Origin of the sequence: Halomonas eurihalina (assembly GCF_008274785.1) — a bacterium.
GTDB classification, from domain to species: domain Bacteria; phylum Pseudomonadota; class Gammaproteobacteria; order Pseudomonadales; family Halomonadaceae; genus Halomonas; species Halomonas eurihalina.
Window position 1 is genome coordinate 120,336 of sequence record NZ_VTPU01000008.1, and the last position, 12,634, is coordinate 132,969.

General features: G+C 64.6%; 9 protein-coding genes and 3 tRNA genes. 2 read left to right on the top strand and 10 right to left on the bottom strand.

What is annotated here, in order from left to right:
* Positions 1–43: 43 nt before the first annotated feature.
* On the bottom strand, positions 44–1,240 hold the full coding sequence (locus tag FZZ93_RS09805) for an efflux RND transporter periplasmic adaptor subunit (RefSeq protein ID WP_149322148.1): 1,197 nt from the start codon (positions 1,238–1,240) through the stop codon (positions 44–46).
* A 231-nt stretch (positions 1,241–1,471) separates the two neighbouring features.
* On the opposite strand from FZZ93_RS09805, the gene FZZ93_RS09810 reads away from it, so the two are divergent.
* Entirely contained in the window at positions 1,472–2,440 is a 969-nt protein-coding gene (locus tag FZZ93_RS09810; RefSeq protein ID WP_149322149.1) for a LysR family transcriptional regulator, read from the top strand.
* A 183-nt stretch (positions 2,441–2,623) separates the two neighbouring features.
* Here the strand turns inward: FZZ93_RS09810 and FZZ93_RS09815 are convergent.
* The 9 genes from FZZ93_RS09815 to FZZ93_RS09855 form a co-directional block, all read right to left on the bottom strand.
* A tRNA-Arg gene (locus tag FZZ93_RS09815) sits at positions 2,624–2,700 on the bottom strand.
* Between the two features lie 77 nt (positions 2,701–2,777).
* Positions 2,778–2,854: transfer RNA gene (locus tag FZZ93_RS09820), tRNA-Arg, on the bottom strand.
* 20 nt (positions 2,855–2,874) lie between these two features.
* A tRNA-Ser gene (locus FZZ93_RS09825) sits at positions 2,875–2,967 on the bottom strand.
* A gap of 103 nt (positions 2,968–3,070) precedes the next feature.
* On the bottom strand, positions 3,071–3,268 hold the full coding sequence (gene csrA / locus FZZ93_RS09830) for a carbon storage regulator CsrA (protein WP_149322150.1): 198 nt from the start codon (positions 3,266–3,268) through the stop codon (positions 3,071–3,073).
* A gap of 202 nt (positions 3,269–3,470) precedes the next feature.
* Positions 3,471–4,721, bottom strand: a complete 1,251-nt coding sequence (locus FZZ93_RS09835) for an aspartate kinase (RefSeq protein ID WP_149322151.1) — start codon at positions 4,719–4,721, stop codon at positions 3,471–3,473.
* A gap of 98 nt (positions 4,722–4,819) precedes the next feature.
* Positions 4,820–7,426, bottom strand: a complete 2,607-nt coding sequence (gene alaS / locus FZZ93_RS09840) for an alanine--tRNA ligase (RefSeq protein ID WP_149322152.1) — start codon at positions 7,424–7,426, stop codon at positions 4,820–4,822.
* 281 nt (positions 7,427–7,707) lie between these two features.
* A complete protein-coding gene (locus FZZ93_RS09845) occupies positions 7,708–8,172 on the bottom strand; it encodes a regulatory protein RecX (RefSeq protein ID WP_149322153.1) in 465 nt (154 codons plus the stop codon).
* Between the two features lie 3 nt (positions 8,173–8,175).
* Complete coding sequence (recA, locus tag FZZ93_RS09850; RefSeq protein WP_149322154.1) at positions 8,176–9,246, bottom strand: recombinase RecA; 1,071 nt, start codon at positions 9,244–9,246, stop codon at positions 8,176–8,178.
* 118 nt (positions 9,247–9,364) lie between these two features.
* Positions 9,365–9,880, bottom strand: coding sequence for a CinA family protein (locus tag FZZ93_RS09855; RefSeq protein ID WP_149322155.1), 516 nt, complete (start codon positions 9,878–9,880; stop codon positions 9,365–9,367).
* Positions 9,881–10,013: 133 nt separating this feature from the next.
* On the opposite strand from FZZ93_RS09855, the gene mutS reads away from it, so the two are divergent.
* Positions 10,014–12,599, top strand: a complete 2,586-nt coding sequence (gene mutS, locus FZZ93_RS09860; protein WP_149322156.1) for a DNA mismatch repair protein MutS — start codon at positions 10,014–10,016, stop codon at positions 12,597–12,599.
* The last annotated feature ends 35 nt before the right edge of the window (positions 12,600–12,634 follow it).

Here is a 12,634-nt window from a genome sequence, read left to right on the forward strand (position 1 = left end):
TACGAAAAGTGCCTGCTCTCGGTGATTAAGTGCGAGTCGAAGCCTAGTGAACGGCCAGCCCGGCAGGCTCGGGAGTGCTTTCCATGTCGACGCTTTCCGCCGCCACCTGCATGCCCGGGTAGAAGATCCGATGGGCACCCTTGACCACCACGCGCTCTCCCGACTTCAGCCCTGTCTCGACCACCCTGAGTCCATCGGCCATGCGTCCCGGCCGAATATCCTTGCGCTGAGCAATCCCCTCATCGTCGACGACGTAGACATACTTGCGGTCCTGATCGGTCAATACCGCCTTGTCGTCGATCAGCAGCGCGTCTTCGGCACTGTTACCGAGCAGTTGCACCCGGGCGAACATGCCCGGCGTAAAGCGCCCCTCATCATTGTCGAGCACGGCGCGGACCATCATGGTGCCCGTGGTGGCATCCAGCCTGTTATCGACGAAGTCCACCTCGCCCGCGTACGGATAGCCGGTGTCGTTGGCCAACCCGACGCGCACCGGCGTGCGCTCCTCGCGAGAACTCGAGCGTTCGCCGGAACGCGCCAGTTCGCCGTAGTTCAGGAAGGTCTGTTCGTCGCTGTAGAAATGGACATGGACCTTGTCCAGCGAAACGATGGAAGTCAGCGCGGTAGCATCCGACACCAGGTTGCCGACGGTCACCAGGGCGCGCCCCGTACGCCCCGAAATGGGCGCTCGCACCTCGGTGAACTCCACGTTCAGGCGTGCCCTCTCGACCTCGGCTCGGGCGGCCAGGATATCGGCCTCGGCCTGGGCGGCGGTGGCCCGGCGCTGATCCAGCACCTCGCGGGAAATGGAGCGGGATTGGGCCAGGGTCTCGGCCCGGCCGGCTTCGCTGCGAGTCAGTTCAGCCCTGGCGCGGGCGCGCTCGAGCTCAGCCTCGGCGCGGGCCAGATCGGCCTGGTAGGGGCGTGGGTCGATGGTGAACAGCACCGTCCCCTTCTCCACGGTCTGCCCCTCGCTGTAGTGGATCTCCTCCAGGTAGCCCGAGACGCGCGGACGCAGCTCCACCTCATCCACCGCATCGATGCGCCCGGTGAATTCATCCCAGAAACTCACGTCCTTGACCACCACCTCAGCCACGCTAACCTGAGGAGGAGGTGGTTCCTCCGGGGCACCGTCGGCCTGGCTGTCGCAACCGGCCAGCACGCTTAACCCCACCCCCATGGCGGCCACCATGGGGAAACGCTGACACAACGATGGCAAGAACATCTTGTGGACGTTCATGGCAGTCCCTCGATCGACTCGTGACGGCGAATGCATTGCCGGCAACCGCCAGGTCATGACGGATGAAATGTCGTGAATATCCTCTAATCGCACTGGATGGAGGAAAATCGACATCGTCGGCATGCGCTGCAGCACACCACCTTAGAAGCCGAAGGGATTTTTGATTAGCCGGGATATCAGGGAAATACTGTTCCACTGACGGAACAGTTAGCCGGCTCACACAGGACGCCGATGATGCAGCAAGATCTCAACGATGCCTTGATCTTCGCCAGGGTCGTGGAACAAGGCAGTTTCACTGCAGCTTCCCGATTGCTGAGCATTCCCAAGACCACCGTGAGCCGCAAGATTCAGGCGCTGGAACTGCGACTGGGCGCACGCCTGCTGAATCGCACCACCCGCAGGCTGAGCCTGACCGAGGCCGGAGGCGTCTATTACGATTATTGCCATCGTATCGTGCAGGAGCTCGGCGAAGCCGAAAGCGCCGTGCAACGGCTCGAAGGCAATCCACGCGGCTGGCTGAGGGTCACCGCGCCCTTCACCATGTGCACCGACTTTACCTCGGCCCTGATGCGGGATTTCCGCACCCTCTACCCGGAAGTGAAGATCGACCTGGTGCTCTCCAATGAACGACTTGACCTGGTCGCCCAACAGATCGACGTCGCGCTGCGCATCGGCCCGCTGCCCGACTCCAGCCTGGTGGCCCGCCCCCTGGCACGATATCGCTCCTTCATCTATGCCAGCAGTCGCTATATCGCGCGATACGGCGAGCCACGGGAACCGGCCGACCTGGCCTACCACCCCACCCTGGCCAGGAGTACCGACCAACGTGGGCAACGCTTCTTCTGGCGGTTGCACAAGGGCATTCAGCAGCAGGAAATCGAGCTGGACCCCGTTTCCGTCGCCAACGACCCTTTCGTGCTGCGAGGGCTATTGCTCGACGGCTCGGGCCTGATGCTCACCAGCGAGGCCGTTGCCTGCCTGGGGCCGGAAGAACATCGCTTGAAACGTATTCTGCCGGAATGGGAAGGCCCGGAAGTCGAGTTCAATGCCGTCTTCCCCGGCGGGCGCCTGATCTCGCCGAAGGTCCGCACCTTCGTCGACTTCGTCGTGGAGCGGACAAGCCTTGCTCACATCGCCTCTTCCGCCGCGACGTCTCCCGAACCGGAAAGCTGCGACGAGGCCTTGGATGAAACGGTCTGAATCGGAAACGAGAAGAATTAATTAAAAGAAGGGATTAAAAAAAGAGACGCTCGTCGCATTGCGACGGCGCCTCAAACGATCGCGGAGTCGAGGCCCCTCTATGGGCACGCGCACTCCGGCTAGCGAGAAAATGACGACAGAAAACCAAAAGACCCGCCCTCGCGAGGAGGACGGGTCGGAATCTGGCGCGCCCGGGAGGATTCGAACCTCCGACCACCTGATTCGTAGTCAGGTACTCTATCCAGCTGAGCTACGGGCGCAGCACACAACGATACGACTCGTTGACATTGACGGTGAATCCCTGGGTACGATGAATATGGATTCATCTGTAGGGAAGTGGCGCGCCCGGGAGGATTCGAACCTCCGACCACCTGATTCGTAGTCAGGTACTCTATCCAGCTGAGCTACGGGCGCAACCTTCACCATGCCGAACTTGGCGGAGAGGGAGGGATTCGAACCCTCGAAGGGGCTATTAACCCCTTACTCCCTTAGCAGGGGAGCGCCTTCAGCCACTCGGCCACCTCTCCCTCATCGGCACGGTGCGCATCCTACCGATTTAAAAGGCCATTGTCCAGCATTCGGAGAACATTTCTCACTCGACCCGGCGTCGACACACGCCGGTATCGAAGCTCAATTTGTCTCGTCGTCGGCACCGTCGTCGGATTTCTCGCGCTGGATGCGCTGATAGATCTCTTCGCGGTGCACGGCGACATCCTTGGGTGCGTTAACACCAATGCGGACCTGGTTGCCCTTTACCCCAAGGACGGTGACGGTAATATCGTCGCCAATCATCAGGGTTTCGCCGACGCGGCGGGTCAGGATGAGCATGACTGATCTCCTTTTCAGACTTCTGGCTACGGGATGCTGCCACCTACAGGGGACGACGGCGCGTGTCACCATGGCACGATGTCGCCCCCGAGCCAATAGTGCCGACCATGACACTGCATCATCACGTTGAAAGGAAGCCCTTTCACTCCAGTGTCATGGACTCCCTACCAGCGTAGAAGCTGTCGGCGAACCCGGGTGCCGTTTATTCGCTTTCGATGTCGGCCTTGTCGAGCCCGAAGGCCTTGTGCAGGGCGCGCACCGCCAGCTCCATGTGCTTTTCGTCGATCACCACGGAGATCTTGATCTCGGATGTGGAAACCATGCGGATGTTGATGTTTTCTTCCGACAGCACGCGGAACATCTTGGACGCCACGCCGGCATGGGAACGCATGCCGACACCGACCAGCGAGACCTTGGCGATGTTGTCGTCGCCCTTGACCTCGCCCTCGCCCAGCGCGGGCAGCACTTCATCCTCGAGGATGCGCAGGGTCTGCTTGTAGTCGCTCTTGGCCACGGTGAAGGTGAAGTCGGTGTAATCGCCAGCCGGCGCCACGTTCTGCACGATCATGTCGATCTCGATGTTGGCATCGGCGATCGGCCCCAGGATGCGCGACGCCACACCGGGCACATCGGGCGTGTTGAGCAGCGTCAGCTTGGCCTCGTTGGCGGTGAAGGCAATACCGGAGATCAGCGGTTCTTCCATGGAGTCCTCGTCATTGTCGGAATCTGCGACGATCAGTGTGCCCGGGCCGTCCTCGAAACTGGACAGCACGCGCAGCGGAACATTGTATTTGCCGGCGAACTCGACGGCGCGGATCTGCAGGACCTTGGAGCCCAGGCTCGCCAGTTCCAGCATCTCCTCGACGGTGATGGTATCCAGACGCTGTGCCCGGGAGCAGACCCGCGGGTCGGTGGTGTAGACGCCGTCGACGTCGGTGTAGATCTGGCACTCGTCGGCGCCCAGCGCCGCGGCCAGGGCCACCCCAGTGGTGTCGGAGCCACCGCGCCCCAGCGTGGTGATGTTGCCTTCCTCGTCGACACCCTGGAAACCGGCGACCACAGCGACCTGGCCGTCGTTCAGATCCTGGCGCATGTCCTCGGTCTCGATACGCTGGATGCGCGCCTTGGTATGGGCGCTGTCGGTCATGATGCCGACCTGGGAACCCGTGTAGGAGGTAGCCGGCACGCCGAGCTTGTGCAGCGCCATGGCCAGCAGCGAGATGGTCACCTGCTCACCGGTGGAGACCAGCATGTCCATCTCGCGCGGCGTCGGCTCGTCGTTGATATCGTTGGCCAGGCCAATCAGTCGGTTGGTCTCGCCGCTCATCGCGGAAACCACGACCACAACCTGGTGCCCCGCATCACGGAAGCCCTTGACCTTCTCGGCCACAGCCTTGATGCGCTCCACGGAGCCCACCGAGGTGCCACCGAACTTCTGTACGTATAGTGCCATTTATCGTTGTCCCTCGTATCCGGGTTAGCGTTCGAATGAAAACGGTTGGCTTTATAAACCAGGGGCCGAAGGCATCCCACCTTCGGCCCCCATGATCATCAGAGCTTGGACTCGACCCATACGGGCACGCTATCCAGCGCGCCGGGCAGGGCCGGGACATCGCTACCACCGGCCTGGGCCATGTCGGGCCGTCCCCCGCCCTTGCCGCCGACCTGCGAGGCCACGTGATTGACCAGTTCGCCGGCCTTGACCCGGCCGGTCAGGTCATCGGTGACCCCGGCGATCAAGCTGACCTTGCCGGCCTGCTCGTCGCCCACGCCGAGCACCACCACGCCCGAGCCGAGCTTGTTCTTGAGCTGGTCGAGCAGGCCGCGCAGTTCCTTGCCGGAGACGCCTTCGAGGCGTTTGGCCAGCACTTTGATGCCCTTGACCTCGCGGGCTTCGTCGAGCATGTCGCTGCCGGCGGCGCTGGCCAGCTTGGCCTTGAGACGCTCAAGTTTCTTTTCCAGGTCGCGATTGCGCTCGACCAGCGAGGTCACGCGCTCCTCGACCTGCTCCGGCTTGGCCTTCAGACGCTCGCCGATGCGGGCCACTCGCGCCTCCTGCTCACGGAAGTAGGCCAGGGCGCCTTCGCCGGTGATCGCCTCGATGCGGCGCACACCACTGGCGATGCCGGCCTCGGCGACGATGTGGCAACAGCCGATGTCACCGCTGCGCGCTACGTGCGTCCCGCCGCATAGCTCGACGGAGAAATCGTCGGCGCCGATGGTCAGCACTCGCACGCTGTCGGCATACTTGGCCTCGAACAGCGCCGCGGCGCCCTTTTCCTTGGCCTCGTCGAGCGTCATCTGCTCGATGCGGGTCGGCGCGTTGGCCAACACCTGCTCATTGACCAACCGCTCGACCTCGGCCAGTTGCTCGGCAGTCATCGGCTCGAAGTGGCTGAAATCGAAACGCAGGCGTTCCGGGGTCACCAGCGAGCCCTTCTGCTGGACATGATCGCCCAGCACCATGCGCAATGCCTTGTGCAGCAGGTGAGTCGCCGAGTGGTTGCGTACCGTGGCGGCCCGCAGGCTCGGATCGACGCGCGGCGTCACGCTGGCGCCGACCTCGAGCTCGCCCTTGAGCAGGCGGCCCTGGTGCAGATGATGCCCCGCCTGCTTCTGGGTGTCCTCGACGAGAAAACGTCCGCCCTCGAGCTCGAGATAGCCGGTGTCGCCGACCTGGCCGCCGGACTCGCCATAGAAGGGCGTGCGATCGAGCACCACCACGCCCTGCTGTTCAGCCTCGAGCCGCGCCAGGGCATTGCCTTGCCCGTCGACCAGGGCCACCACGGTGGCACGATCCTCGAGCCGGTCGTAACCGGTGAAATCGGTCTCGCCTTCGAGCTCCAGCGCCGCGCCGTAGTCGACGCCGAACTGACTGGCCGCCCGGGCACGCTCGCGCTGGGCCTCCAGTTCGCGCCCGAAACCGGCCTCGTCCAGCGAGACGCCGCGCTCGCGGCATACATCCGCGGTCAGGTCGAAGGGGAAGCCATAGGTGTCATAGAGTTTGAACACCGTCTCCCCGGGCAGGGTGTCGCCCTCGAGGGCATCCAGCGCTTCCCCGAGCAGCCCCATGCCATGCTCCAGGGTCCGCGCGAACTGCTCCTCTTCCTTGAGCAGCACGCGCTCGATCTGATCGCGAGCCTCGCGCAGCTCCGGATAGGCCTCGCCCATCTCTGCGTCCAGCGCCGCCACCAGCTTGTGGAAGAAACTGCCCTGAGCGCCGAGCTTGTGGCCGTGACGCACAGCACGCCGAATGATGCGACGCAGTACATAGCCACGCCCCTCGTTGGAGGGCAGAACGCCATCGGTGATCAGGAAGGCACAGGAGCGAATGTGATCGGCGATCACGCGTAGCGAAGGCGCCGTAATGTCGTCATGGCCCGTCGCTTTGGCGGCGGCGGCGAGCAGGTTCTGGAACAGGTCGATCTCGTAGTTCGAGTGCACGCCCTGCATGACCGCGGCGATGCGCTCCAGCCCCATGCCGGTATCGATGGACGGCTTGGGCAAGGGGTTCATGTTGCCGGCGGCATCGCGGTCGTACTGCATGAACACCAGATTCCAGATCTCGATGTAGCGGTCGCCATCCTCCTCGGGGCTGCCGGGAGGGCCACCCCACACCTCGGGGCCATGGTCGAAGAAGACCTCGGAACTCGGCCCGCAGGGGCCGGTGTCGCCCATCTGCCAGAAGTTGTCCTCATCGAGCCGGGAGAAGCGCTCGGGGTCGATGCCCACCTCGTCCTTCCAGATGCGCTCGGCCTCATCGTCGCTGACATGGACGGTGACCCAGAGTTTTTCCCGCGGCAGGCCGAGCACTTCGGTGAGGAAGTTCCAGGCAAAATGGATGGCATCGCGCTTGAAATAGTCGCCGAAGCTGAAGTTGCCCAGCATCTCGAAGAAGGTGTGGTGACGCGCGGTATAGCCGACGTTGTCCAGGTCATTGTGCTTGCCGCCGGCGCGCACGCAGCGCTGGGCCGAGGTCGCACGCACATAGGGGCGCGGGTCGCGCCCCAGGAAGACGTCCTTGAACGGCACCATGCCGGCATTGGTGAACAGCAGGGTCGGGTCGTTGTCCGGCACCAGGGAGCTTGACGGGACGATGGAGTGCCCTCGCTCCTCGAAGTAGCTCAGAAAGGCCTGTCGGATGTCTGCACTTTTCATGGAATATCCGTGACGATAAGCATGGTGGCCCTCCGAGCGGAGAACGCCGCTCGGGGCACTGGGAAGCACTCAATAAATCGGCGAGCGTGCTCGAGCACGCGGCCCTCGGGATATCGCGACCGACGCTGGCGGGATTGGCCGAAGCTTCGGCCAGGCCGGCGACCATCGAGCAACGGTCGAGGCACCGAGCCACGCTGGCATTTAGTCAGTGCTTCCTTCGCAAAGGGAGCCATTATAGCGCAGTCGTCAAGCAACGACAGGGCGGGAGGGGTGGGATTGCCTCAGGCGTTGTCCCAGGCGTGGGTCAGCGCATGTCGGAGCTGTTCGAAATCGAACCCCCGGCCGGCCAGGAAGCGTTCCCTTCGGGCCCGCTCCCGTGGCGTCTGGCCGGGCCCCGAGAAACGGCGTGCCAGCACTTCGGCGGCCAGCTCGAACCAATCGACTTCGGAGGCCAGCTCGGCGAAGGCCTGGCGTGCGATATCATCGTCGATACCCCGACGGCCAAGCTCGGCGCGCAACTTGAGTGGCCCCTGCCCCCGGGCGACCCGGGAGCGCAGGAAGCTTTCGGCAAAACGCGCGTCGGACTGCAGGCCCTGCTCTTCCAGCTCGAGCAGACAGGCCTCTACGTCTTCGGCGGCATGGCCCTTCGCGGCCAGGCGCTCGCGCAACTCGCCCCGGGCATATTCCCGCCTCGCCAGCAGGCGAATGGCATCGTCCCGGGGTGTGCTCTCGGCCGTCTCGCGCATCGTTTACAGCAGGCCGTCCTCGCGCTCGCTACCCTCGCCGACGGACGCCTCGGCCTCGGCTTCTTCCTCGCGAGGTTCCGGAGCGGCCAGCAACTGGGCGCGAATCTGGCTTTCAATCTCTTCCATCACCGCCGGGTTGTCCTCGAGGAACTGGGCGGCGTTGGCCTTGCCCTGGCCGATCTTGTTGCCCTGATAGCTGTACCAGGCGCCCGCCTTGTCGACCAGGCCACACTGGACGCCCAGGTCGACCACTTCCCCGGCATGGTAGATGCCCTTGCCATAAAGGATCTGGAACTCGGCCTGACGGAACGGCGGCGCTACCTTGTTCTTGACCACCTTGACTCGCGTCTCGTTGCCGACGACCTCGTCACCCTGCTTCACCGAACCGGTACGCCGGATATCCAGGCGCACGCTGGAATAGAACTTCAGGGCGTTGCCGCCGGTGGTGGTCTCGGGGCTGCCGAACATCACGCCAATCTTCATGCGGATCTGGTTGATGAACACCACCATGCAGTTGGCGCTCTTCATGTGGCCGGTCACCTTGCGCAGCGCCTGGGACATCAGGCGTGCCTGCAGGCCGACGTGGGAATCGCCCATCTCGCCCTCGATCTCGGCCCGCGGCGTCAAGGCAGCCACCGAGTCGATGATGATCACGTCGACACCGCCCGAGCGCACCAGCATGTCGCAGATTTCCAGCGCCTGCTCACCGGTGTCGGGCTGAGAGACCAGCAGATCGTCGAGATTGACGCCGAGCTTCTCGGCATAACTGGGATCGAGAGCGTGCTCGGCGTCGATGAAGGCACACGTCTTGCCCTGCTTCTGTGCCTCGGCGATAACCGCGAGCGTCAGAGTGGTCTTGCCCGAGGATTCGGGGCCGAAGATCTCGACGACACGCCCATAGGGAAGGCCGCCGATGCCCAGGGCGATATCCAGACCCAGCGAGCCGGTGGAGACCGACGGCATCACCACACGCGGCGTGTCGCCCAACCGCATCACGGTTCCCTTGCCGAACTGTCGATCGATCTGGGATAGCGCGGCGTTCAACGCCTTGGAACGGTTTTCGTCCTGAGCCATGACAGGCCTCCTAAGCGATAGCGAATAATCGAGAGCCGGCCGGCGGCCGCGCCCTCTTCACTGTATGATTGCACAGTAGTATGACGAAAAAAGCGCCGCTCGACCAGCCCCGCACGAGCTATTCGTGCGGCGTCAGCCAGCGAATCAACCCCACCAGCGCCTCGCGAACCGCCGCCTCGCGCACGGCATCGCGATCGCCAGGGAAGTGCCGGCATTCGGCCGCGCGCTGCCATCCATCGCCCCAGGCCAGCCACACAGTGCCCACCGGCTTGTCGTCGGTGCCGCCGCCGGGGCCGGCGACGCCGCTGATGGCCACGGCCAGGTCGGCTCCGCTCTCGGCACAGGCCCCGGCCACCATGGCCTCTACCACCTGCCGGCTGACCGCACCGTGCTCGGCCAGCGCAACCTCCGAGACACCCAGCAGGCGCGTCTTGGCGGTATTGGCATAAGTCACGTAGCCAGTCTCGAAGTAATCGGAGCTGCCGGCGACCGAGGTGATGGCACTGGCCACGCCACCACCGGTACAGGATTCTGCGGTACTGACCACGATGCCCCGCTCCCGGCACAGGCGCCCCAGGTATTCGGCGAGTCTCGCCGGATCGAGGGGATCCGAACTTTCGGCATGTAACGCCATGGGATGTCCTCCAGGCCGATGGTGACTGGACAACGACGCTCCTGACGCCGAACGTCCTTGAGCGTAGAATACTGGCTTTGCCCGCGACATGCATGGCATGCGCGTCATCACCACCGGCAATCCAAGGAAGCCCATGTCACAGGCCAGCGCCCAGCACACCCCGATGATGGCCCAATATCTGAAGATCAAGCGCGAACATCCGGACGTGCTGCTCTTCTATCGAATGGGTGATTTCTACGAACTGTTCTTCGATGATGCCAAGCGCGCCGCCGCCCTGCTCGACATCACCCTGACACAGCGCGGCCAATCGGCAGGCAAGCCGATTCCCATGGCCGGGGTGCCTTATCACAGCGCCGAAGGCTATCTAGCGCGACTGGTCGCCGCCGGCGAGTCAGTGGCCATCTGCGAGCAGATGGGCGACCCGAGTACCGCCAAGGGCCCGGTGGAGCGCAAGGTGGTGCGCATCGTCACGCCGGGCACCCTGTATGACGAGGCGCTGCTCGACGCCCGCCGCGACAACCTGGTGGTCGCGCTGCACGCCGCCGGCGAGCGCTGGGGCCTGGCCTGGCTGGAGCTGTCCAGCGGGCGCTTCAGCGTGCTAGAGGTCGAGGGTGAAGCCGAGGCGCTGGCCGAACTGACTCGCCTGGATCCCGCCGAGCTGCTGGTCGCCGAGAGCTTGACCCTGCCGCCCGGCCTCGAGGCGCATCGGGGCCTGCGCCGGCAGAACGACTGGCTGTTCGACCTGGAAAGCGCCACGCGCACCCTGTGCGACCAGTTCGCTGTCCAGGACCTGAGAGGCTTCGGCTGCGCGCACCTGGAGGCCGCCATCACCGCCGCCGGCGTGCTGATCGACTACGCCCGCGACACCCAGCGCTCACAGCTTCCTCATGTCACCGCCATCGGCGTGGAAAGCCGCGACGACGCCGTGGTGATCGACGCTGCCAGCCGCCGCAACCTGGAGATCGGCGTCAACCTGGGCGGCGGCACCGACAACACCCTGGCCAGCGTGCTCGACACCACCTCCACCGCCATGGGATCGCGCCTGCTCAAGCGCTGGCTCAATCGACCGCTACGCGATCGCGCCCAGGTATCGGGTCGCCAGGCCGCGGTCGCCGCCCTGCTCGACGGTGACGGCTTCGTCGCGCCCCGCGAGGCCCTCAAGGCGATCGGCGATGTGGAACGCATCCTGGCCAGGGTCGCCCTCTACAGCGCCCGCCCCCGGGATCTCGCCAGACTGCGCGACGCCTTGAATGCCCTCCCCGATCTCGAGGCCGAACTGGCCCGCTTCGACGAGGGCACCGCCCTGGACGATCTCAAGCGCCGCATCCATCCCTACCCGACGCTGGCCGATACGCTGAACCGGGCCCTGGTGGAGAACCCGCCGGTGGTGATCCGCGACGGCGGCGTGATCGCCGAAGGATTCGACGCCGAGCTCGACGAACATCGCGGCCTGGCCGAGCACGCCGGCGACTACCTGGTCGAACTGGAGACCCGAGAGCGCGAACGCACCGGCCTGCCCGGCCTCAAGGTCGGCTACAACCGGGTTCACGGCTACTATATCGAGATTCCCCGCGCCCAGGCCCGGGATGCGCCGGTGGACTACATTCGCCGCCAGACCCTGAAAAACGCCGAGCGCTTCATCATCCCCGAGCTCAAGGAGTTCGAGGACAAGGCGCTGTCGGCCAAGTCCCGTGCGCTGGCCCGCGAGAAACTGCTCTACGATGGCCTGCTCGACGACCTCAACGCCGAGCTTTCCACCCTCCAGGCCACCGGCCAGGCACTGGCGGCACTGGACGTGCTCGCGACCCTCGCCGAGCGCGCCCGGGCGCTGGACTTCGTGCGTCCAGAACTGCCCGAAACGGCAGGCTTCAGCATTCGCGGCGGCCGCCATCCGGTGGTCGAGCAGGTCAGCGAGACACCTTTCGTGCCCAACGACCTGAATATGGATGACGAGCGGCGCATGCTGGTGATCACCGGCCCCAACATGGGCGGTAAATCGACCTACATGCGACAGGCTGCCCTGATCACCCTGCTCGCCCACACTGGCAGCTTCGTGCCCGCCGACGCCGCCTCGATCGGCCCCGTGGATCGCATCTTCACCCGTATCGGCTCCTCGGACGACCTGGCCGGCGGGCGCTCCACCTTCATGGTCGAGATGACCGAAACCGCCAATATCCTGCACAACGCCACCGATCACAGCCTGGTGCTGATGGACGAGATCGGACGCGGCACCAGCACCTTCGATGGATTGTCGCTGGCCTGGGCCAGCGCCGAGCAGCTGACCCGCAGTCGCGCCTTCACACTGTTCGCCACCCACTACTTCGAGATGACCGCACTGGCCGAGCAGGCCAGCGGCGTGGCCAATGTCCATCTGACGGCCACGGAGCACAAGGAAGGCATCGTCTTCATGCATCGGGTGGAGGATGGCCCGGCCAGCCAGAGCTATGGCCTGCAGGTCGCCCAGCTCGCCGGCGTGCCCCAGGCAGTGATCGCCCGGGCGCGGGAAAAGCTTGCCAGCCTCGAGCAGCAGGAAATCGACCAGGGCCAGCGCAGCTTGCCCGCGGACGACAACGCCGCCTCGGGCAGTGCCCCGCAACAGGCCGACCTGTTCGCCAGCACGCCGCATCCCATGCTGGAGAGCCTGGGAAGTCTAGGACTGGACGACATGACACCGCGTCAGGCGCTGGAGTGGCTCTATCACTGGAAGGAAAGGCTCTAATCGCCTTGCGGTCGGCGTAGCGGCCCGACTAGAAT

Bases quoted from the DNA above. Each gene is read 5' to 3' on its own strand.
- FZZ93_RS09805 (WP_149322148.1), bottom strand. From the start codon at position 1,240: ATGAACGTCCACAAGATGTTCTTGCCATCGTTGTGTCAGCGTTTCCCC.
- FZZ93_RS09810 (WP_149322149.1), top strand. From the start codon at position 1,472: ATGATGCAGCAAGATCTCAACGATGCCTTGATCTTCGCCAGGGTCGTG.
- csrA (WP_149322150.1), bottom strand. From the start codon at position 3,268: ATGCTCATCCTGACCCGCCGCGTCGGCGAAACCCTGATGATTGGCGAC.
- FZZ93_RS09835 (WP_149322151.1), bottom strand. From the start codon at position 4,721: ATGGCACTATACGTACAGAAGTTCGGTGGCACCTCGGTGGGCTCCGTG.
- alaS (WP_149322152.1), bottom strand. From the start codon at position 7,426: ATGAAAAGTGCAGACATCCGACAGGCCTTTCTGAGCTACTTCGAGGAG.
- FZZ93_RS09845 (WP_149322153.1), bottom strand. From the start codon at position 8,172: ATGCGCGAGACGGCCGAGAGCACACCCCGGGACGATGCCATTCGCCTG.
- recA (WP_149322154.1), bottom strand. From the start codon at position 9,246: ATGGCTCAGGACGAAAACCGTTCCAAGGCGTTGAACGCCGCGCTATCC.
- FZZ93_RS09855 (WP_149322155.1), bottom strand. From the start codon at position 9,880: ATGGCGTTACATGCCGAAAGTTCGGATCCCCTCGATCCGGCGAGACTC.
- mutS (WP_149322156.1), top strand. From the start codon at position 10,014: ATGTCACAGGCCAGCGCCCAGCACACCCCGATGATGGCCCAATATCTG.